Source organism: Idiomarina seosinensis (assembly GCF_003987275.1).
Classification (GTDB): Bacteria; Pseudomonadota; Gammaproteobacteria; order Enterobacterales; family Alteromonadaceae; genus Idiomarina; species Idiomarina seosinensis.
The window spans coordinates 322,042-342,453 of sequence record NZ_PIQF01000001.1 but is presented as its reverse complement, the minus strand read 5'-3'; the positions used below and the strand labels follow the sequence as shown (position 1 = coordinate 342,453).

Annotated in this window: 18 protein-coding genes and 2 tRNA genes; 2 read left to right on the top strand and 18 right to left on the bottom strand. The window is 47.8% G+C overall.

The window, feature by feature from the left end; all coding sequences use genetic code 11:
- Positions 1 to 64: 64 nt before the first annotated feature.
- The 8 genes from CWI81_RS01515 to rlmE form a co-directional block, all read right to left on the bottom strand.
- Positions 65 to 141, bottom strand: a tRNA-Met gene (locus CWI81_RS01515).
- 63 nt (positions 142 to 204) lie between these two features.
- Positions 205 to 289, bottom strand: a tRNA-Leu gene (locus CWI81_RS01510).
- Positions 290 to 317: 28 nt separating this feature from the next.
- On the bottom strand, positions 318 to 656 hold the full coding sequence (secG, locus tag CWI81_RS01505; RefSeq protein WP_126783474.1) for a preprotein translocase subunit SecG: 339 nt from the start codon (positions 654 to 656) through the stop codon (positions 318 to 320).
- Positions 657 to 663: 7 nt separating this feature from the next.
- Positions 664 to 1,422: a triose-phosphate isomerase gene (gene tpiA / locus CWI81_RS01500; protein ID WP_126783473.1), complete on the bottom strand. Its 759-nt coding sequence runs from the start codon at positions 1,420 to 1,422 to the stop codon at positions 664 to 666.
- A gap of 87 nt (positions 1,423 to 1,509) precedes the next feature.
- Entirely contained in the window at positions 1,510 to 2,850 is a 1,341-nt protein-coding gene (glmM, locus tag CWI81_RS01495) for a phosphoglucosamine mutase (protein WP_126783472.1), read from the bottom strand.
- Positions 2,847 to 3,662 carry a dihydropteroate synthase gene (gene folP / locus CWI81_RS01490; RefSeq protein WP_126783471.1) on the bottom strand — a complete coding sequence of 272 codons (816 nt, stop codon included), beginning with the start codon at positions 3,660 to 3,662 and terminating at the stop codon, positions 2,847 to 2,849. The genes glmM and folP overlap by 4 nt, the downstream gene beginning before the upstream one ends.
- Positions 3,663 to 3,738: 76 nt before the next feature.
- On the bottom strand, positions 3,739 to 5,685 hold the full coding sequence (gene ftsH, locus CWI81_RS01485) for an ATP-dependent zinc metalloprotease FtsH (protein ID WP_126783470.1): 1,947 nt from the start codon (positions 5,683 to 5,685) through the stop codon (positions 3,739 to 3,741).
- A 54-nt stretch (positions 5,686 to 5,739) separates the two neighbouring features.
- Positions 5,740 to 6,366 carry a 23S rRNA (uridine(2552)-2'-O)-methyltransferase RlmE gene (gene rlmE, locus CWI81_RS01480; RefSeq protein ID WP_126783469.1) on the bottom strand — a complete coding sequence of 209 codons (627 nt, stop codon included), beginning with the start codon at positions 6,364 to 6,366 and terminating at the stop codon, positions 5,740 to 5,742.
- 91 nt (positions 6,367 to 6,457) lie between these two features.
- Between rlmE and yhbY the strand changes: the two genes are divergently transcribed.
- A complete protein-coding gene (yhbY, locus tag CWI81_RS01475) occupies positions 6,458 to 6,754 on the top strand; it encodes a ribosome assembly RNA-binding protein YhbY (protein ID WP_126783468.1) in 297 nt (98 codons plus the stop codon).
- Here the strand turns inward: yhbY and CWI81_RS01470 are convergent, their stop codons facing one another.
- The 10 genes from CWI81_RS01470 to grpE all read right to left on the bottom strand — a co-directional run bounded on the left by CWI81_RS01470 (position 6,755) and on the right by grpE (position 19,345).
- A complete protein-coding gene (locus tag CWI81_RS01470) occupies positions 6,755 to 7,273 on the bottom strand; it encodes a hypothetical protein (RefSeq protein WP_126783467.1) in 519 nt (172 codons plus the stop codon).
- A gap of 171 nt (positions 7,274 to 7,444) precedes the next feature.
- Positions 7,445 to 7,921: a transcription elongation factor GreA gene (gene greA, locus CWI81_RS01465; protein WP_126783466.1), complete on the bottom strand. Its 477-nt coding sequence runs from the start codon at positions 7,919 to 7,921 to the stop codon at positions 7,445 to 7,447.
- A complete protein-coding gene (gene carB, locus CWI81_RS01460; RefSeq protein WP_126783465.1) occupies positions 7,918 to 11,142 on the bottom strand; it encodes a carbamoyl-phosphate synthase large subunit in 3,225 nt (1,074 codons plus the stop codon). The genes greA and carB overlap by 4 nt, the downstream gene beginning before the upstream one ends.
- 30 nt (positions 11,143 to 11,172) lie before the next feature.
- Entirely contained in the window at positions 11,173 to 12,330 is a 1,158-nt protein-coding gene (gene carA, locus CWI81_RS01455; protein WP_126783464.1) for a glutamine-hydrolyzing carbamoyl-phosphate synthase small subunit, read from the bottom strand.
- Positions 12,331 to 12,490: 160 nt separating this feature from the next.
- On the bottom strand, positions 12,491 to 13,282 hold the full coding sequence (gene dapB, locus CWI81_RS01450) for a 4-hydroxy-tetrahydrodipicolinate reductase (RefSeq protein WP_126783463.1): 792 nt from the start codon (positions 13,280 to 13,282) through the stop codon (positions 12,491 to 12,493).
- A complete protein-coding gene (locus CWI81_RS01445) occupies positions 13,279 to 14,493 on the bottom strand; it encodes a dicarboxylate/amino acid:cation symporter (protein WP_126783462.1) in 1,215 nt (404 codons plus the stop codon). The genes dapB and CWI81_RS01445 overlap by 4 nt, the downstream gene beginning before the upstream one ends.
- Positions 14,494 to 14,588: 95 nt before the next feature.
- A complete protein-coding gene (locus CWI81_RS01440) occupies positions 14,589 to 15,377 on the bottom strand; it encodes a M48 family metallopeptidase (protein WP_126783461.1) in 789 nt (262 codons plus the stop codon).
- A 17-nt stretch (positions 15,378 to 15,394) separates the two neighbouring features.
- Complete coding sequence (gene dnaJ / locus CWI81_RS01435; RefSeq protein ID WP_126783460.1) at positions 15,395 to 16,546, bottom strand: molecular chaperone DnaJ; 1,152 nt, start codon at positions 16,544 to 16,546, stop codon at positions 15,395 to 15,397.
- An 89-nt stretch (positions 16,547 to 16,635) separates the two neighbouring features.
- Entirely contained in the window at positions 16,636 to 18,567 is a 1,932-nt protein-coding gene (gene dnaK / locus CWI81_RS01430; RefSeq protein WP_126783459.1) for a molecular chaperone DnaK, read from the bottom strand.
- Positions 18,568 to 18,670: 103 nt separating this feature from the next.
- Positions 18,671 to 19,345, bottom strand: a complete 675-nt coding sequence (grpE, locus tag CWI81_RS01425; protein WP_126783458.1) for a nucleotide exchange factor GrpE — start codon at positions 19,343 to 19,345, stop codon at positions 18,671 to 18,673.
- Positions 19,346 to 19,492: 147 nt separating this feature from the next.
- Here grpE and nadK point away from each other — a divergent pair, with 147 nt between their 5' ends.
- The gene (gene nadK / locus CWI81_RS01420; protein ID WP_126783457.1) at positions 19,493 to 20,377 is read left to right on the top strand and encodes an NAD(+) kinase; all 885 of its coding nucleotides are present in this window, start codon (positions 19,493 to 19,495) and stop codon (positions 20,375 to 20,377) included.
- The last annotated feature ends 35 nt before the right edge of the window (positions 20,378 to 20,412 follow it).

The window sequence follows — 20,412 nt, the reverse complement described above, 5'->3', positions numbered from 1 at the left end:
CACTGGACCCTTTGTCAGTCATTTTAACAAAAGCGCCGCCAATGCTAAACGCTACTGCCAAAATTGGTTGCGGGGGCAGGATTTGAACCTACGACCTTCGGGTTATGAGCCCGACGAGCTACCAGACTGCTCCACCCCGCGTCCGAAACTTGCTAGATATTATAAGGATTTTCTTATCTTTTTCAAGTGCTAAAGCACGAAACTTGGTGCGGATGGCGGGACTTGAACCCGCACGCCCGAAAGCACTACCCCCTCAAGATAGCGTGTCTACCAATTCCACCACATCCGCAATATTTTTTATTATCAACTGACCGCGATTAATTAGTCGGCGGCACTTCAGATTCCGATTTATCTTCTTCTGCCGGAGTCTGAGCCTGTTCTTCTGCAGGAACCGTTAAGTCCGAGAAATCTTCTTCGGAATCAGATACCGAGGTGGATAAGTTACCCAAAATTAAACTCAGGATAAAAAATACCACCGCTAGTGCTGCGGTTGTGCGGCTAAGAAAGTTACCAGAGCCTGAAGAACCAAACACGGTATTCGAAGCGCCCGAGCCAAAAGACGCGCCCATATCGGCACCTTTGCCTTGTTGAATTAAAATAAATCCAATCAATACAATGGAGACAACTAAAAAGGCGACTAATAACACTTCATACATAATTAACTTACCCTTGTGCTGCTTGAACAATAGCGACAAAGTCTTGTTCTTTTAGACTTGCGCCACCGATCAAACCACCATCAATGTCTTGTTGTGCGAATAATTCGGCGGCATTATCCGCTTTTACAGAGCCGCCGTAAAGTATTTCTGTTTCGTCGCCGACTGCATCAAACTGCTGCTTTAACCAGCCACGAATCTTACTGTGAACCTGCTGAGCCTGCTCTGGTGTTGCTGTTTCACCGGTGCCTATCGCCCAAACCGGCTCGTAGGCAACAACGAGCTTACTGGCCTGTTGCCGCGATAATTCATTACAAGCGGCACTCAACTGTTGTTCAATCACTGACCAGGTCTGGTCGTTATTACGTTGTTCTTTGTCTTCGCCAACGCACAGAACAGCTGTCAGTCCTGCTGCTGTAACTGCGGTAACTTTTGCAGCAATAGCCGCGTTGTCTTCTGCGTACATAGCTCGACGCTCAGAATGACCAACGATAACGTATTCAACACCAAGCTCTTGCAACATTGCTAACGAAATTTCGCCGGTGTGCGCACCATTGTTATGGGCATTCACATTCTGTGCACCGACCGCAATATTGTCGTAATAGCAATGACGGGTTAATTCACCAAGCAATGTGAACGGAGGACAGACAACAACCTTAACATTTGCTGTTGGTTCTTGTTGCTCACGTAACGCTGCTGTCATTGAGCGGGTTAACGCGGCATTTCCGTTCATTTTCCAGTTACCAATAACTAGTGATGCATTGGCCATAGCAACTCCTATCGTTAGAGCGGCGGGAATAGTAGCCGAAGCAACGTCAACTTACAAGTTGCAATTACCGGCACCGCTCTTAATTGACTAATTAGTAGCCGCTTCGACTTCGTTAGCAATTTGCTGCGCAAAAGTGCGAACGACCTTCTCATCCTCGCCTTCAACCATCACTCTAATTAATGGCTCGGTACCAGACTTGCGCAATAACACGCGACCTTTGCCCGCCAGCGCTTTCTCGACTTCGCTGACAACACTTTTGACCGTATCGGCAGCCAGTGGGTTTTCGCCCGCGTTAAAACGAACATTGATTAGCACTTGCGGTAGCTTGGTAAACGGACTGATTAATTGATGCAGTGATTTTCCTTCTGACTGCATTGCCGCCAATACTTGCAAGCCTGCAATAATACCATCTCCGGTAGTGTGATACTGACGGTTGATCACATGTCCGGAATTTTCGCCGCCAATAAACCAGTCGCGCTTTTTCAACTCTTCAATCACGTAGCGGTCACCAACTTTCGCGCGGACAAATGGAATATTGCGGCTCTCACATTCTTTTTCCAATGCGAAATTGGTCATTAAGGTTCCCACTAAGCCACCTTGTAATTGCCCTTGTTGCTGTGCTGTAACCGCCAGAATATAAAGAATTTCATCACCATCGATAACACGTCCTTTGCCGGTCACCATCATAATTCGGTCACCATCGCCGTCCAGTGCCAGGCCGCAATCAGCTTTTTCCTGCAACACGGTCTCAGTTAACGCGTCAAGATGTGTAGCACCACACTCTTTATTGATATTTAAACCATCCGGCTTGGTGCCAATTTCAGTGACTCTGGCGCCCAATTCGCGTAATACGTTCGGCGCAATGTGGTAGGTAGCACCGTGAGCGCAGTCGACCACAATATGCAAACCCTGCAGCGATAATTCAGACGGGAACACACTTTTACAAAATTCAATATAGCGCCCTGCTGCATCTTCGATGCGATTCGCGCGACCTAAGTATTCAGAGCTTACGCAATCCATCGGTTGATCAAGCAGCCGCTCTATTTCCAGCTCGGTTGCATCAGGCAGTTTATGCCCGTTGTCGGCAAAAAATTTTATACCGTTATCGTAATAAGGATTGTGCGACGCACTGATGACTATACCGGCGGCCGCTCTAAATGTACGGGTTAAATAGGCAATACCGGGGGTCGGCATGGGCCCCAAAAAATCAACATTGACGCCAGCCGCTGCCAAACCCGCTTCTAAAGCAGATTCCAGCATATAACCACTAATACGGGTGTCTTTTCCGACTAGTACCTTACGTGTTCCTTTAGCGGCTAACACACGACCCGCAGCCCAACCTAGTTTTACTGCAAATTCTGGCGTTATCGGGAAGTCACCAACCCGACCTCTTACCCCATCCGTTCCAAAGTACTTCCTTTCACTCACAAATAATCTCCCTCGAGGGTGGCTGCAACAACGCGCATCGCGTCGACGGTCTGTTTAACATCATGCACCCGAATTATACGCGCTCCTTTTAACGCTGCAATAGTCGCTCCGGCAATACTGCCGGCAACCCTCTCGCCAACCTCGCGGCCCGTCACATGACCAATCATTGACTTGCGCGACAAGCCAATTAGTAACGGTAGTTGTAATTCGTGAAATGCTTGTAACCGTTGCAACATCTGATAATTGTGCCGCATCGACTTGCCAAAGCCGAAGCCAGGATCCAGCCATAGTCGCTGACGATCAATACCCGCTGCCTCACAAGCAGCAACTCGTTGCTGCAAGAACGCTTTTACATCACAGACCACATCGTCATAACGCGGTTCATGCTGCATCGTACGAGGCTCCCCCTGCATATGCATCAGGCACAATTCAACAGAGCTATCAGCGACCGCCTGCAACGCGCCAGGTTGTTGCAACGCACACACGTCATTGATCATATCGGCGCCGGCACTAATGCTGGCTCGCATAACCTCAGCTTTACTGGTGTCTACCGATACCTCAACATCAAATCGTTGCTTGATGGCTTCAACCACCGGCACCACCCGTTCCAATTCCTCTTCCGTCGCTACCGCATCAGCGCCCGGACGAGTAGACTCGCCGCCAATATCCAGCATGTCGGCACCTTCAGCGACCAGTTGAGCCGCTTGCTCCAGCGCTCGCTCCAGCGTATTAAACTGGCCACCATCACTAAATGAATCAGGAGTTACGTTAATAATTCCCATTACTTTTAATGGATGTGTGTTTTTGCTCATTAATCAGCTCCCTTGATAATTATTTTTATCGACTCTCAAAAAAAAACCGCCATCGGCGGTTTTTTTAATCAGTTAATCAGGACGTTGCATCACCCGGATTATCGGTCTTAATCGGACGCTCGGGACGTTCCTCTGTGGTGTCAGCTTTTGCTGAGCCCCCATCGGCATCGCCGCCGTCATCGTTCGACTTATCCCAGTCTTTTGGCTGGCGCACGTCTCTGCGGTTCATCAAGTCGTCGATTTGCTCAGCGTCAATAGTTTCATATTTCATTAACGCATCTTTCATCGAGTGCAAGATATCAACGTTTTCTTCCAAAATTTTCTTAGCTCGCTGATAGTTACCATCAATGACTGACTTCACCTCTTCATCGATTGCACGCGCTGTATCGTCTGACATATGCTTATGCTGCGTTACAGAACGTCCAAGGAAAACTTCGTTTTCGTCTTCTGCATACAGTAACGGCCCCATTTTGTCCGACAAGCCCCATTGAGTGACCATTTTGCGAGCGATCTCCGTCGCTCTCTCGATATCATTCGAAGCTCCTGTGGTCACTTTATCGGCACCGTAGATAATTTGCTCCGCCAAACGACCGCCAAACAAACTTGAAATCATACTTTCCAGCTGCTGTTTGCTATGGCTAACTCGATCTCGCTCCGGTAAGTACATGGTTACCCCCAGCGCACGACCGCGTGGGATAATCGATACTTTGTAAACCGGATCATGCTCTGGCACCAAACGACCAACGATAGCGTGGCCCGCTTCGTGATAGGCGGTCATCGCTTTCTCGTCATCGGTCATTACCATTGACCGGCGTTCAGCACCCATCATGATCTTATCTTTCGCCTTATCAAACTCTTCCATGCTAACGACACGTTTATTCCCACGTGCTGCAAACAAGGCGGCTTCGTTCACCAGGTTGGCCAAATCCGCACCGGAGAATCCTGGAGTACCGCGCGCAATGAGTTCAGGCTTAACATCGTCGGCCAATGGTACTTTACGCATATGAACTTTAAGGATTTGCTCACGACCACGGACATCCGGTAAACCAACAACCACCTGGCGGTCAAATCGACCGGGACGCAGTAACGCTGGGTCTAACACGTCAGGGCGGTTAGTCGCAGCGATGACGATAATACCTTCATTGCCCTCGAAACCGTCCATCTCGACCAGCATTTGGTTCAGTGTTTGCTCACGTTCATCGTGACCACCACCTAGACCAGCACCACGCTGTCGACCAACGGCATCGAGCTCATCGATGAAGATGATGCAAGGAGCCGATTTCTTCGCTTGTTCGAACATGTCGCGCACTCGCGATGCACCCACACCGACAAACATTTCAACAAAGTCAGAACCAGAAATACTAAAGAACGGTACTTTTGCTTCACCCGAAATAGCTTTCGCTAATAACGTCTTACCGGTTCCCGGCGGTCCTACCATTAGCACGCCTTTGGGAATTTTACCGCCCAGACGCTGAAACTTAGAAGGATCTTTTAAGTAATCAACCAACTCGACCACTTCTTCTTTCGCTTCGTCACAGCCAGCCACGTCTTTAAATGTCGTGCTTACCTGCTCGTCGTTTAATAGCTTGGCTTTACTTTTACCGAACGACATAGCGCCACGGCCACCGCCGCCCTGCATTTGACGCATGAAGAAAATCCATACACCAATCAGCAATAGCATTGGGAACCACGAAATGAAGATGGACGTTAAAATGCTGGACTCTTCAGGCGGTGTCCCTTGTGTCTGCACATTATTGCTTAACAGATCATCAAGAATTTTAGGGTCGTACTGGGTTGGAACGACCGTTTTAAAATTTTGACCATTATTGGTCATTCCTGAAATAGTGCGCCCGTCTTCGCCAAAGTCCGCACGTCGAATATTCCCGTCATTCACCTGACTAACAAACTCGCTGTAAGCCATCTGTGAACCGGAAGTTTCGCCCGGACTAAAGCTCTGAAAAACGCTCATCAATACCACGGCTATTACCAGCCACAAGATGAGATTTTTTGCCATATCGCTCAAAGCCTATTACCTCTATGTGTAAAAAATAAATTCTTAAGTCTTCTCGACAGGGTACTATAGTTTATAGTCTGTCGCTACCAGATAGACCTCTCTCGATCGTGCACGGGAAGAATCTGGCTTACGCGTCTTAACCGTTTTAAATGCAGTTCTTAATTCTTTTAAAAACTCTTCAAAACCTTGTCCCTGAAAAACTTTGACCACAAAAGCTCCGCCCGGTTTCAGTACCTGATGGCACATATCCAGCGCCAACTCGACAAGATACATGGTCCGTGGCTGATCAACATTGCCGTTACCGCTCATATTAGGCGCCATATCGGACAATACAACATCTACGTTTTTTCCGCCAATTCGGGTCAGTAGCGCGTCCAAAACAGCTTCTTCGCGAAAGTCGCCCTGTAAAAAATCGACGCCGGCGATTGGGTCCATCGGTAAAATATCACACGCAATAACCTGCCCGTCACCGTTAAAATAATCGGCCACATAATGTGACCAACCGCCCGGAGCGGCACCTAAATCGACCACCGTCTGCCCTTTCTTAATCAAACGGTCGCGCTTCTGAATTTCCTCTAGCTTAAAGACGGCCCGTGATCGGTACCCTTTTTTTTGTGCTTGCTGCACAAAATGGTCACTAAAATGCTCATCCAGCCAACGGCGGCTGCTGGAACTGCGCTTTTTTCCCATGGTTATGGATATCCCTTTGTTTTGCTGGCCTGCTACCGGTAGATGGCGTTACAATAGCTAAAATTCAAGTCAATCGATACGGTATTATCTAATGTCATTAACGAATAAGCAAAAACAGTTCTTAAAAAGCAAAGCGCACCCACTTAAGCCAGTAGTTCTTTTAGGGGCTAATGGCCTGACCGAGGGTGTTATCGCAGAAATAGAACAAGCGCTGAACGATCACGAATTAATTAAGATTAAAGTGCCTGAAGAAGAGCGTGAGCTGCGTCAACAAATTATGGCAACCATCGTCGCCGAGACAAAAGCAGAGCAGGTGCAGGTTATTGGCAAGACACAAATTATCTACCGGCCCGCTGACGAGCCGGCGATCCGTCTACCAAAAGCCTGATTATCCAGTTAGCCGCGGTGTTTCTGCTATCGGCACGATAGCAGTAGCACGGGCAATATAACTGAGTGAGCTGTCTAAACTCATCCAGCCTTCATTGGCGTGGAAGTAGGCACTCACCAGTTCTTTCCGATTATGGTCGATATTTTTTAAATGATTGCTTTGTAGCAGCGGGTCAATTTTTTGCATTGCCTTCATATAAAACCGATATTGCTGCTGTAGTTCATGCACTTGGGCAGGTTGTTTGGGATCAGTCAACAAGGGTTTCGGATAAAATAATTTAATCCCGGGTGCAAATAGCCAATCTATCGAATAGCCAGCAAGCAATAGTTTTGGAACGATCAAATTGAACGGAATAATTTTCCGGTGCTTCCAGTTTTTATAGTGGCAATAACTAACACCTAGCCAATGTACCACTTCTTTAATTGTTCTTGCGTTAATCACTTGCTTTAGGCGGTTCATGCATTCGGTCACATTAAAAGTCACCGAGAGCGCGTTGTACGGGTATTCATTTAAGTCCATGTTATTGGAGTCCTTGCGCTTGGCACAACAGGGACATTCCTGTCGCATCCATAGATTATTTATACGAAATGTATTACTAATTAACAATTCGTAACATCGCAAGTAATTGACTTAACGCAAAAAGCCAGCACGCAGTGCTGGCTTTTTATCGGACAGACGTTGTGCCGTTAATTATTCGTATTTAACAGCAACTATCTCGTATTCAACTTCACCATTAGGCGTTGTGACAATGGCAACGTCGTCGATTTCTTTACCAATAAGTGCCCGTGAGATGGGTGAGTTAACACTGATCAAGTTTGACTTAATATCAGCTTCATCATCGCCCACAATTTTATAAGAAACTTCCTCATCGGTCTTGGTATTATAGACCGTCACTGTAGACCCAAAAATCACTTTTCCATTATTAGGTACTTTAGTCACGTCAATAATTTGCGCGTTGGCAAGCTTAGACTCTATTTCCTGAATCCGTCCCTCGCAAAAGCCTTGTTGCTCTCGCGCGGCATGATACTCTGCATTTTCTTTAAGATCTCCATGCTCACGAGCATCAGCAATAGCCTCAACAATGCGCGGCCTATCTACTGTTTTAAGGCGCTTAAGTTCCTCGCGTAACATCTGCGCGCCACGTTCCGTCATTGGAATCTGGTTCATATTAATTCTACCCTTTTATGTAATTCTTGCACCGAGCTAACACGCGCCCGGTCGTCTGCTGTATTTGCCTTAACCGTAGCGAATGCGGCATTCAAAGTGGTTGTGTATATCACTTTATTAAGCAGTGCTTCACGGCGAATGTAAACTGAGTCCTGAATCGCCTGACGCCCTTCTACCGTGTTAATAATGTAGCAGTACTCACCATTTTTTATCGCATCCACGATATTAGGACGGCCTTCCTGAAGTTTGTTAACGATAGAGCAATCAATTCCCTCCTCAGCCAACATTTTCGCCGTTCCTCGGGTTGCTTCCAGCTGAAAGCCTAATGCTAACAGACCTCGTGCTAGATCCATTAACCGACGCTTGTCACTGTCTTTAACCGAGATAAGTGCTTTGCCTTTTTTGGCAAGCGCTTCACCGGCACCCAAATTAGCTTTAGCGTAGGCCTCTTCAAAACTCTCGCCAACACCCATCACTTCGCCAGTTGAGCGCATTTCAGGGCCACGAATGGGATCCACGCCCTGGAACTTAGCAAAAGGAATAACCACCTCTTTTACCGAGTAGTAAGGCGGAATGATCTCTTTCACATACCCCTGCTGTTTTAGGCTTTGCCCAACCATCACACGGGCCGCTACTTTGGCCAAAGGAACACCGGTTGCCTTCGATACAAAAGGTACGGTACGAGCCGCGCGTGGGTTCACCTCAATCAAATAAATTTCGTCGTCTTTGACTGCAAACTGAGCGTTCATTAAGCCTTTTACGTTTAACTCAAACGCCAATTTACGCATTTGTTCGCGCAATTGCACCTGAATAATATCGCTTAGTGAATAAGGCGGTAACGAGCATGCTGAATCGCCAGAGTGCACCCCTGCTTCTTCAATATGCTGCATAATACCGCCAATCAGGACATCTTCACCATCGCAAATGGCATCAATGTCGACTTCTATTGCGTTATCCAGAAAACGGTCCAGCAACACAGGCGCTTCGTTTGATACTTTTACCGCTTCGGTTAAATAACGATGCAAGTCCTGCTCATCATAGACTATTTCCATTGCCCGGCCACCTAGCACATAGGATGGCCTTACAACTAACGGATAACCAATCCGTTTGGCTTCGGTTAAGGCCTGAGAAATACCAGTTACCGTAGCATTCTCCGGTTGTTTTAAATTAAGTCGACGAACCGCTGCCTGAAACCGCTGGCGATCTTCTGAACGATCAATTGCATCCGGCGAAGTACCAATAATAGGCACCCCGTTAGCTTCCAGCTCGCGGGCCAATTTAAGAGGCGTCTGCCCGCCATACTGTACGATGACGCCAGTGGGCTGCTCAATACGCACAATTTCCAGGACGTCTTCTAAGGTGATTGACTCAAAATAGAGTCGATCCGACGTGTCATAGTCTGTCGACACAGTTTCCGGGTTACAGTTAACCATAATAGTCTCGTAACCGTCTTCGCGCATCGCCAGTGCCGCATGTACACAGCAATAATCAAATTCAATGCCCTGCCCGATGCGGTTAGGACCACCACCAATAACCATAATTTTGTTGCGGTCTGAGACTTGTGCTTCACACTCTTCATCATAGCTCGAATACATATATGCGGTGCTAGAACTAAATTCAGCGGCACAAGTATCGACCCGCTTATAGACGGGGTGAATATTAAGGTCGTAACGCTTTTTACGCACTTCAGACTCGCTAATATGCAGTGCGTCGGCAATGCGTTTATCCGCAAAGCCGCGCCGTTTTAGCGCTGTCATAACATCGTGGTTTAGGCCCGCTAAGCCAATGGCATCGAGCTCACGCTCAAGAATAACCAACTCTTCTAATTGAATTAGGAACCACTCATCAATGCGCGTTAGCTCAAATACTTCCCGGACTGACATACCCAACCGGAAGGCATCACCGATATACCAAATTCGTTCTGCACCCGGTTCTTTTAATTCTCGAATCACTTTAGCGCGAGCATCATCGGCGGTCACATCAATAACCGGATCAAGGCCGTTAGAACCAAGCTCTAGTCCACGTAACGCCTTTTGCATAGATTCCTGGAAGTTACGGCCGATTGCCATTACTTCACCTACCGACTTCATCTGAGTGGTCAAACGGTCATTACAGTTGGCGAATTTTTCAAAGTTAAACCGAGGAATCTTAGTTACAACGTAATCCAACGCAGGCTCGAACGACGCCGGCGTAATGCCACCGGTAATCTCGTTTTCTAATTCATCCAGGGTGTAACCCACAGCCAGCTTAGCGGCGACTTTGGCAATCGGGAATCCGGTTGCTTTTGAAGCTAACGCCGACGAACGAGACACGCGCGGATTCATCTCAATAATGACCATTCGTCCAGTGTCGGGGTTTACGCCGAACTGTACGTTAGAGCCACCAGTTTCAACGCCAATTTCGCGTAACACCGCCATCGATGCGTCGCGCATCAACTGAAATTCTTTATCGGTTAATGTCTGCGCCGGCGCAACAGTGATGGAGTCACCGGTATGAATGCCCATAGGATCAAAGTTTTCAATGGTACAAACAACAATGCAGTTGTCGCTCTTGTCGCGTACCACTTCCATTTCATACTCTTTCCAGCCCAGTAATGACTCGTCAATTAACAGTTCATTAGTAGGCGACAGATCTAATCCACGCCGACAGATCTCTTCAAATTCTTCGCGGTTATAGGCAATGCCACCGCCGCTGCCGCCCATAGTAAATGACGGCCGGATAATGCACGGAAAACCAAGCCGTTCTTGCACTGCAAATGCTTCTTCCATGCTGTGCGCCATTTCTGCGTTTGGTGTTTCCAGGCCAATTGCTTTCATGGCCTTATCAAACCGGTCACGGTTCTCTGCTTTATCGATGGCATCGGCATTAGCGCCAATCATTTCGACCTTGTATTTATCCAACACTCCATAGCGATCAAGTTCCAATGCGCAGTTTAATGCGGTTTGCCCACCCATGGTTGGCAAAATAGCATCGGGTCGCTCGCGCTCGATGATCTTCTCGACCACTTCCCAATGAATCGGCTCAATGTAGGTCGCGTCGGCCATTTCCGGATCGGTCATAATAGTGGCCGGGTTTGAGTTAACCAGAATGACGCGGAAACCTTCTTCGCGCAACGCTTTGCAGGCTTGGGCTCCAGAGTAATCAAACTCACACGCCTGACCGATAACAATCGGTCCCGCGCCAAGAATCAGGATACTTTTAATGTCTGTACGTTTTGGCATAAATTCGCTCTATCCTTTCCTTGCACCAAATCAGGCTGTCGCCTGCTCTCGCTGTTGCATTAGTTGAATAAACTGGTCGAATAATCCTTCGGCGTCATGTGGGCCAGGACTCGCTTCCGGATGCCCCTGAAAACTAAATGCCGGTTTGTCTTTGCGTCTGATACCCTGCAAAGTTCGGTCGAACAGCGACACATGAGTTATTTCAAGGTTATCCGGCAAACTATCGATATCCAGCGCAAAGCCATGGTTTTGACTAGTAATCATCACTTGTTGGTTGCGAGTGTCCTGCACCGGATGGTTTGCACCGTGGTGGCCTAATTTCATTTTTATCGACTTAGCGCCACTAGCAAGTCCAAGTAATTGATGTCCTAAGCAGATACCAAAAATAGGGATATTATTATCCAACAACTGCTGAATTGCTTTTATCGCGTAATCACAGGGCTCTGGATCGCCAGGGCCATTGGACAAGAATACGCCGTCCGGATTTAACGCCATGACCTCGCTCGCCGGTGTTTGTGCCGGAACTAAGGTAATCTTACAGTTGCGGTCCGCAAGCAACCGCAAAATGTTGTGCTTGCATCCATAGTCGTAAGCAACCACATGATATTTGGACTGCTCGGGCTTAGTATGACCTTCGCCCAACTTCCAACTGCCGCCATGCCATTGCTGAACTTCTTTACAGCAAACTTCTTTAGCCAGATCCATGCCTTTTAGACCTGGGAATTTCCGGGCCAATTGCAACGCTTTTTCCTCGTCTAGCTCTCCCGCCATAATGCAGCCGTTCTGTGCACCTTTGTCACGTAAAATACGGGTTAATTTGCGGGTATCGATGTCGGCAATGCCAACCACGTTATGGCGTTGCAAGTACTCATTTAGTGTTTCTTGTTTACGAAAGTTACTCGCTTTTAATGCGTTATCACGAATTATTAAACCTTTTGCCCAAACGCTGTCCGACTCTTCATCTTCGTCGTTGGTGCCGGTATTTCCAATGTGGGGGTAAGTTAAGGTAACGAGTTGTTCGGTATAAGATGGGTCGGTGAGAATTTCCTGGTAGCCGGTCATGGCGGTGTTAAAAACAACTTCGCCGACCGCGGAGCCTTCGGCTCCAATAGCGGTACCGCGGAAAATGGTACCGTCAGCTAAAACCAGTATAGCTCGGTTAGCGGACTGACTCGCTAAAATACTCAAGGGCAACCTCCGTACATAAAAAAACGGGTGAATCAATACTAGTTGACTTCCCCGTTTAAGGTCCTGAACCGCGCAGTCTTTGCCTAAAACTTTAATTAGGCAAATTGCGCTTATTGTACGAATTTTTTCCGATCCCGTCCAGTGCTTTTATTGGCGAGCGTTAGCTATTCAGTAAGCGGTGCAGGCTTTGCTGTAAAGCTAGGATGTCCTTCATATGATAGAGGCCTTTTGGCTGTTCGACTAACCAGTTAGCAGCACGTAACGCCCCTTCGGCAAAAATTTTTCGATCACTCACCCGGTGATTCAGCTCAAGCCGTTCACCTTCTTGCGCCAACATCACTTGGTGTTCGCCGACAATATCCGCCGCTCTAAGCACCGAAAAGCCAATACTGCCCTGTTGTCGTTCACCATCAGAACGGACACCGGCACTAACCTCATCAAAGGACTGCTGACGTCCACTCGCGGCTGCCTCACCTAACGCCAAAGCAGTACCTGAGGGGCCATCTTTTTTGTACTTATGATGAGCTTCAAATATCTCAATATCAGCATCACTCAAAGCAGCCGCACTTAACGCAACCAGTTGCTCCAACAACGCAATTCCGACGCTGGTATTGCGTGCGTATAGTAATGGCACCTGCTTTGCCGCCTGCTGCAGTTGCTGCCGCTGAGAGGCATCAAGTCCGGTGGTACAAACCACCATCGGTGTTTGCTTTTCAATGGCATAATTTAGATTAGCGGTCAGTGCTTGTGGCAGGCTAAAATCAATAAACACATCCGGCGTTTGCTCAAGCTGCGCCAACGTCTGATAATTTACACCAGCGACTGATTTTCCAAGCGAATTGCTTTGTTCACTGACAATTGCTGCGGTTAGCTCCATGGTTGCTGAGTTTTGCAGAGCCGCAATAACTGCCTGCCCCATTCTTCCCGACGCACCAATAACTGCTACTTTCATGCTGTTTCCTTAACCAATAAGTCTTCGCTCTGGGCAACCACCCTGGCCACCATCAGATCACCAGTAACATTCGTTAAGGTGCGCACCATATCGATAATTCGATCGATGGCCGCTATAAAGGCAATACCTTCCAGCGGCAGTCCAACCACATTCAAAGTTACCGTTAGCATCACCAAAGCCGTACCCGGTACACCCGCAGTCCCGACCGATGCCAGGGTGGCCGTCATCATAATGAGAGCGTAATCAAACCACTCTAGCGGAATACCGTAAAGGTTCGCAATAAAAATAGCCGCAACTGCCGGATAAATTCCTCCACAACCATCCATATTAATGGTGGCGCCTAATGGCAACACGAAGGATGCGTAATCTTTCGATACGCCCAAACGTTCCGTTGCTGCACGGTGCGCTGCGGGTAGCGTGCCGAATGAGCTGCAGGTGGTAAACGCCACCACTTGTGCATCAAATACCGATTTGAAAAACTCACGCGGACTGAGCTTGCCGAAAAAGCGCACAAATGAACCGTAAACAAAGATGATATGAATCGCCGCAGCAAGATAAATAACACCGACAAACTTGGCCAATGGCAGCAACGTACCGAAGCCGTACTCACCGATGACCCAAGCCATTAAGCCAAGCACACCGATTGGCGTAAGTTGTAACACCATACGAGTGATTTCATACATCACTTCGGCACCAGACTTGATCGTCTGGCGCAACGACTCCGCTTTACTACCAATCTTTTGAATCGCAATACCAACTACTGCTGCGAACACGACAATTTGTAAAACATTGCCATTACTTAGTGCAGCAAACGGATTTTCCGGAACGAAGTTTAGAAACACCTGAGCAACTGACGGGATTTGTTTTTCATTCTGCTCGGTTGCAGTTAAAGTAGTTGCCGGGCTCATATCGATAAGCGTGGCTAGAGTTAAGCCAATAGCACTGGCTATAACCGCCGTTAACATAAACATGCCGATGGTTTTAGCGCCAAGCCGGCCAAGCTTTTGCCCGTCATTAAGGTCGGTAATCGCACTGACAATGGCGCAAAAGATTAACGGCGCCACCAACATTTTGATTGCACGAATAAAAAGGTCACCCAGAGGTTTTAAGGCAACCCCTGTTTCAGGTGAGAACGCACCTATCAACATGCCGACAACAAAGGCACCTAGCACCCGTTGCCAAAAAGGAATCGCAAACCAAGCTTTCAACATACCGCACCGACATTAGTGGCAAAGCGTGCAATATAATTGTCGGCGCTGACTCGCGAAAGATTATTTTTCTATATGATAGATCCGAAAATATTGATTTATCGCTGGCAATTCGGTGACTTATTAGCCACGGTTAATTGCGGGATATAGCTGTTAATAGCATCAATCCGCGATGAAGGGTTGGGGTGTGTCGATAAAAACTCCGGCGGATTTTGACCACCGCTATTTTCAGCCATGTTACGCCACAATTGAGCAGCTTCTTCGAGCTTGAAACCGGCGTCTGCCATGTATTCAAGTCCTAACCGATCAGACTCTGATTCATGGGTGCGTGAATAGGGTAATAAAATACCTACCTGTGCACCGACCCCCATGGCCGCCATCAATAACGCCGCATTGCCCTTGTCCAGCTGCGTTTCCGCAAGCACAGAGCCAATCTGTAAACCCAGTCCCACCATCATATTGCTGGAAACTCGTTCATTAGAATGCTCAGCAATCACATGACCAATTTCGTGGCCTATGACCGCGGCCAATTGATGTTGGTTTTCTGCAACTTCAAGTAAGCCGTCATAAACACCGATATTATTGCCCGGCAGCGCAAACGCATTGGCAGCCTCGTTAGCAAAAACGGTAATCTCCCAGTCGGCATTACGATAAGGGTCTGGTAAGGTTTCGATCAACGCATCGCTTACGCACTGCACATAAGCGTTAGTTGCAGCATCATTATTGATCTCCAACTCCTGCTTCATTTGCTCATACGACTGTTCACCCATTTGATTCAGCTGTTGTGCTGGCATCAGAGTGAGCTGCGAACGGCCCGTAGGCGATTTAGAGCAGCTTGCCAAAGCTAATACAGCTGCTAATGATGCAGCGACAGTACGTAAACGCATGGTTGATCTCCTTTTACTTAGCTGCGTAAGTCATCGAAAAACTGCTTTACGCCATCAAAAAAGCCTTTCTCTTTGGGCCGAAATTTAGCGGCCTCATCTCCTTCGCCCATTGACTTATCCAGCTCTTCCAACATTTCACGCTGCTTACTTGATAAGTTAACTGGCGTTTCAATCACTATTTTACAGATTAGATCACCAGTAGCGCCAGTGCGAACCGACTTGACCCCTTTGCCACGCAACCGGAAATGTTTACCGGTTTGTGTTTCTTTCGGCACTTTCAGTTTAACTTTGCCTTCCAGGGTCGGCACTTCAATGTCACCACCAAGAGCGGCTTTGGTAAAACTAACCGGAACTTCACAATAAAGGTTGTTTCCGTCACGCGCAAAAATTGGATGCTCGCGAACATGTACCTGTACATAAAGGTCGCCTGCAGGAGCTCCGTGCTCCCCTGCCTCGCCCTCATTCGCTAAGCGAATGCGGTCACCGGTATCAACGCCTGCCGGAATTTTAACGTTAAGCGTTTTGGTTTTCTCGACTCGACCCTGGCCATGACAGCTGCGACAAGGATCTTTAATGATAGTACCTTTACCACGACAATGTGGACAGGCTTGCTGCACCGCAAAGAATCCCTGACGCATTTGAATCTGGCCGGCACCATGACAGTGACTACAGGTTTCTGGTTTGCTGCCTTTCTTGGCACCACTGCCGTCACAATCCTCGCACTCAACCAGTGTCGGAATAGTCAGCTCGACGTCTTTACCGCGCACCGCGTCTTCTAAAGACATCTCCAAATTATAGCGCAAATCGGCACCGCGCTGAGCGCGGGACTGTTGACGCCGTCCGCCGCCAAAAATGTCGCCAAACACATCGCCAAAGATATCAGCAAAATCGGCACCGCCGCCGAATCCGCCTGCGCCCGGGCCACCACCGCCCTGACGTGCCTGTTCGAAGGCTTCGTGTCCATATTGATCATACATCTGGCGCTTTTGCGGATCAGATAAGACCTCATAGGCCTGTTTAATTTCTTTAAATTTTAATTCGAGGTCTTTGTCACCCTTGGTACGGTCCGGGTGGTATTTCATTGCCAGGCGCTTGTACGCCTTTTTAATGTCACGCTCGTTGGCGTCTTTTGATACCTCAAGAATTTTATAAAAATCTTGTGTCGCCATATCTTAAGTCTTCTGCCTTGGTCTGATACGAATACACGGGCATTACCTTGCGGCAACGCCCGTGTCGATTAGCGAAGTTGCCTTATCGCTTACTTTTTATTGTCGTCGTCTTTTACTTCTTCAAACTCAGCATCGACAACATCGTCGTCCGCTTTAGAAGATGATTGCTCACCCTCTGCAGCACCTTCAGCACCTTGTTGGGCTTGCTGTTGCTGTGCCGCTTCCATTAGTTTTTGCGACACTTCCATCAAGGCCTGAGTCTTGCTTTCGATGGCTTCTTTATCACCATCTTTAGCTGCTTGCTCGAGCTCTTCACAAGCTTTTTCAATGGCATCTTTGTCTTCTTGCGATAACGCGTCACCGACTTCTTTTAGCTGGTTACGTGTCGCATGGACTAAGCCATCAGCCTGGTTACGCGCCTGCACCATCTCTTCGAACTTCTTGTCCTCTTCAGCGTGCGCTTCTGCGTCCTTGACCATTTTATCGACTTCAGACTCATCCAGGCCAGAAGACGCCTTGATGGTGATCTTCTGTTCTTTGCCCGTATCTTTGTCTTTCGCGGATACGTGCAAGATACCGTCCGCATCAATATCAAAGGTTACTTCGATTTGCGGCACACCACGCGCTGCTGCGCGGATACCCTCCAGGTTAAATTGACCCAGTGACTTGTTGTCTGCTGAACGTTTACGTTCACCCTGAATTACATGAATCGTTACCGCGGACTGATTGTCTTCAGCCGTTGAGAAAGTTTGCGACTCTTTAGTTGGAATCGTCGTGTTCTTCTCAATCAGCTTAGTCATTACGCCGCCCATGGTTTCAATACCCAGTGATAACGGGCAAACGTCCAGTAGCAGTACGTCTTTTACATCACCTGAGAGTACGCCACCCTGAACTGCTGCACCCATGGCAACTGCTTCATCAGGGTTTACATCGCGGCGTGGTTCCTGACCAAAGAAGTCAGTAACGGCTGCTTGTACTTTCGGCATACGAGTCTGACCACCAACCATGATGATGTCTTTTACATCACTGACGGACATATCAGCATCAGCCAATGCCTGCTTAACCGGTTCAAGAGACTTGGTGATTAAGTCTTCAACCAATGACTCTAGCTTGGCGCGAGTTACTTTTATCGCTAAGTGCTTAGGACCTGTGTTGTCTGCTGTAATATAAGGCAGGTTCACTTCGGTCTGTTGTGCTGAAGACAGCTCAATCTTAGCTTTCTCAGCTGCTTCTTTTAAGCGCTGCATCGCCAGCGGATCTTTACGCAAATCAATGCCCTGGTCTTTTTCAAACTGCTCAACCAAGTAGTTGATCAGGCGGTTATCAAAGTCTTCACCACCTAAGTGCGTATCACCATTAGTCGCCAGTACTTCAAAGGTATGCTCGCCTTCAACTTCGTCGATCTCGATAATTGAGATATCAAAGGTACCGCCACCTAAGTCATACACGGCAATCACGTTGTCACCCTGCTTTTTGTCCATACCGTAAGCAAGTGCTGCTGCCGTTGGTTCATTAATGATACGCTTAACTTCTAAACCAGCGATTTTACCCGCATCTTTAGTCGCCTGACGCTGCGCATCGTTAAAGTATGCAGGCACAGTGATCACTGCATCAGTTACTTTCTCACCTAAATACTCTTCAGCAGTTTTCTTCATCTTTTTCAGCACTTCTGCTGAAATCTGTGGTGGTGCTTTTTTCTCGCCGTCAATTTCAACCCAGGCGTCACCATTATCTGCCTTAACAATTTTGTAAGGCATGATGCCGATATCACGCTGAACTTCTTCGTCTTGGAAACGGCGACCAATCAGGCGCTTAATCGCAAACAATGTTTTGTTTGGGTTAGTTACCGCCTGACGCTTTGCAGGAGAGCCTACCAGCGTTTCACCGTCATCAGTAAATGCAACGACTGATGGTGTCGTGCGATCACCTTCGCCATTTTCAATGACACGTGCTTTACCGCCATCCAGTACAGCCACACAAGAGTTGGTTGTACCTAAATCAATACCAATTGTCTTGCCCATAATTTTTTCTCCAACTTCAAATTCATGAAAACTCTAAGCGATACCCTTTAAGTAGGGGCGTCTTTTAAAAATTCAATGCCTTAAGCAAAAAATTTCTGTCAATTTATGCTTCGGTATCTACCTTTTTCTGGTTGTTGCGAGCAACCATCACCATTGCCGGGCGTAATAACCGACCATTCAACTCATAGCCTTTTTGCATCACAGCAATAATGGTGTTGTTGGCGTGCTCTTCCGACTCTTGCATCGACATCGCCTGATGCACATCGGGATTAAAGGCTTCACCTTCTTCTCCAAGCGCTTTAACGCCAAACTTATCCAAGGTCGAGGTCAGACTTTTATAAGTCAGCTCAACACCTTCCATAAAGTTTTTGTCCACTGACTGCTGTTCCTTCGCGGCAGTTAGTGCCCGCTCCAGGTTGTCAACCGTGGTGAGTAGTTCGTTAGCAAACTTTTCCAGCGCAAACTTATGCGCCTTATCAACATCTTGCGCCGCTCGGCGACGGACATTTTCCATTTCCGCCTGAGTGCGCAGCACCTCTTCTTTTTGCTCATTAACCTTGGCTTCTGCTTTAGCTAACGACAGTTCAAGCTCGGCAACCCGATCCATTTCAGCATCTGCCTCAGCGGCTGTTTGCTGCTGTGTTTCTGGTTGCTGATCGCTTTTTAGCGCTTCTTCTGCGGCCGCTTCCGCAGCCTCATTTAGCGACTTATCTTGCGCTGCGTCATCGGCTTGCTGTTGATATTGCTCAGCGTTTGCTTGTGCTTTTTTATCCTTCATAGTGCCCACTCTCTACCAATATGAATGTACTAAAACGTTGCTGTTGTAGATGGGGACACCAGCAACAGGATTCAAGTCGTTGATTTAGGCTTGATAAAAAAATTCACTCAGCGTAGCGTTAAAGGCAATCAAATCAGAGGTTAATCCATGTCAAAAGAGCCCTTCAAAAAAATCGGTTTACTCGGCAAAGCGGACGACCGCGGTACTCGCTTAACCCTCGAAACATTGTTAAACGCTCTCAATCACCGGGGTTTTAATGTGGCCCTTGAAAAACGATGTGCCGAGCAAATTGGTGAGGGCCATCAGCCTAACACTCTAAGCCTCAGTGAAATTGGGGAATGGGCCGATTTAGCTGTCGTTGTCGGCGGTGATGGCAACATGCTGGGCGCTGCCAGAGCTTTGTGCGAACACGATGTTGGGGTAATTGGAGTTAACCGCGGCAATCTGGGCTTTTTGACTGACCTTGACCCTGATGAAGTAATGACACCGTTACTGGCAGTGCTGGACGGTGACTATGTAGTCGAAGAACGATTTTTATTAAACACCGAAGTGATGAGCAACGGCACAGTGGCCGGACAAGGCTCGGCGATTAATGAGGCGGTGCTGCACTCCGATAAAGTCGCACACATGATCGAGTTTGAAGTCTACGTCGATGATCACTTTGTCTTTAGTCAACGCTCTGACGGGCTTATTATAGCAACGCCAACCGGCTCTACCGCTTATTCACTGTCTGGGGGAGGACCGATCCTGCACCCTAGTCTGGACGCTATTACGTTAGTTCCGATGTTCCCGCATACCTTGAGTAGCCGGCCTATTGTTATCGATGCAAGTTCCGAAGTTCGGTTACGGGCAGCCTACGACAATGACTTATTACAAATTAGCTGTGATGGCCATGTGCGCATGGCGGTCCACCCCGGCGACGATATTGTTATTAGTAAACACCGGAAAACCCTAACCTTAATCCACCCCAAAGAACATAACTACTACCACGTATTGCGGAACAAATTAGGCTGGGGTAGTCGACTGTTTTAGTAACGATAGTTAATTCACTTAAACCACTGTCCGAA

Excerpts from the sequence above, each read along its gene's own strand:
- secG (WP_126783474.1), bottom strand. The coding sequence starts at position 656 with ATGTATGAAGTGTTATTAGTCGCCTTTTTAGTTGTCTCCATTGTATTG.
- dnaJ (WP_126783460.1), bottom strand. The coding sequence starts at position 16,546 with ATGGCGACACAAGATTTTTATAAAATTCTTGAGGTATCAAAAGACGCC.
- CWI81_RS01440 (WP_126783461.1), bottom strand. The coding sequence starts at position 15,377 with ATGCGTTTACGTACTGTCGCTGCATCATTAGCAGCTGTATTAGCTTTG.
- grpE (WP_126783458.1), bottom strand. The coding sequence starts at position 19,345 with ATGAAGGATAAAAAAGCACAAGCAAACGCTGAGCAATATCAACAGCAA.
- carB (WP_126783465.1), bottom strand. The coding sequence starts at position 11,142 with ATGCCAAAACGTACAGACATTAAAAGTATCCTGATTCTTGGCGCGGGA.
- greA (WP_126783466.1), bottom strand. The coding sequence starts at position 7,921 with ATGAACCAGATTCCAATGACGGAACGTGGCGCGCAGATGTTACGCGAG.
- rlmE (WP_126783469.1), bottom strand. The coding sequence starts at position 6,366 with ATGGGAAAAAAGCGCAGTTCCAGCAGCCGCCGTTGGCTGGATGAGCAT.
- dnaK (WP_126783459.1), bottom strand. The coding sequence starts at position 18,567 with ATGGGCAAGACAATTGGTATTGATTTAGGTACAACCAACTCTTGTGTG.
- nadK (WP_126783457.1), top strand. The coding sequence starts at position 19,493 with ATGTCAAAAGAGCCCTTCAAAAAAATCGGTTTACTCGGCAAAGCGGAC.
- yhbY (WP_126783468.1), top strand. The coding sequence starts at position 6,458 with ATGTCATTAACGAATAAGCAAAAACAGTTCTTAAAAAGCAAAGCGCAC.
- dapB (WP_126783463.1), bottom strand. The coding sequence starts at position 13,282 with ATGAAAGTAGCAGTTATTGGTGCGTCGGGAAGAATGGGGCAGGCAGTT.
- folP (WP_126783471.1), bottom strand. The coding sequence starts at position 3,662 with ATGAGCAAAAACACACATCCATTAAAAGTAATGGGAATTATTAACGTA.
- CWI81_RS01470 (WP_126783467.1), bottom strand. The coding sequence starts at position 7,273 with ATGGACTTAAATGAATACCCGTACAACGCGCTCTCGGTGACTTTTAAT.
- CWI81_RS01445 (WP_126783462.1), bottom strand. The coding sequence starts at position 14,493 with ATGTTGAAAGCTTGGTTTGCGATTCCTTTTTGGCAACGGGTGCTAGGT.
- tpiA (WP_126783473.1), bottom strand. The coding sequence starts at position 1,422 with ATGGCCAATGCATCACTAGTTATTGGTAACTGGAAAATGAACGGAAAT.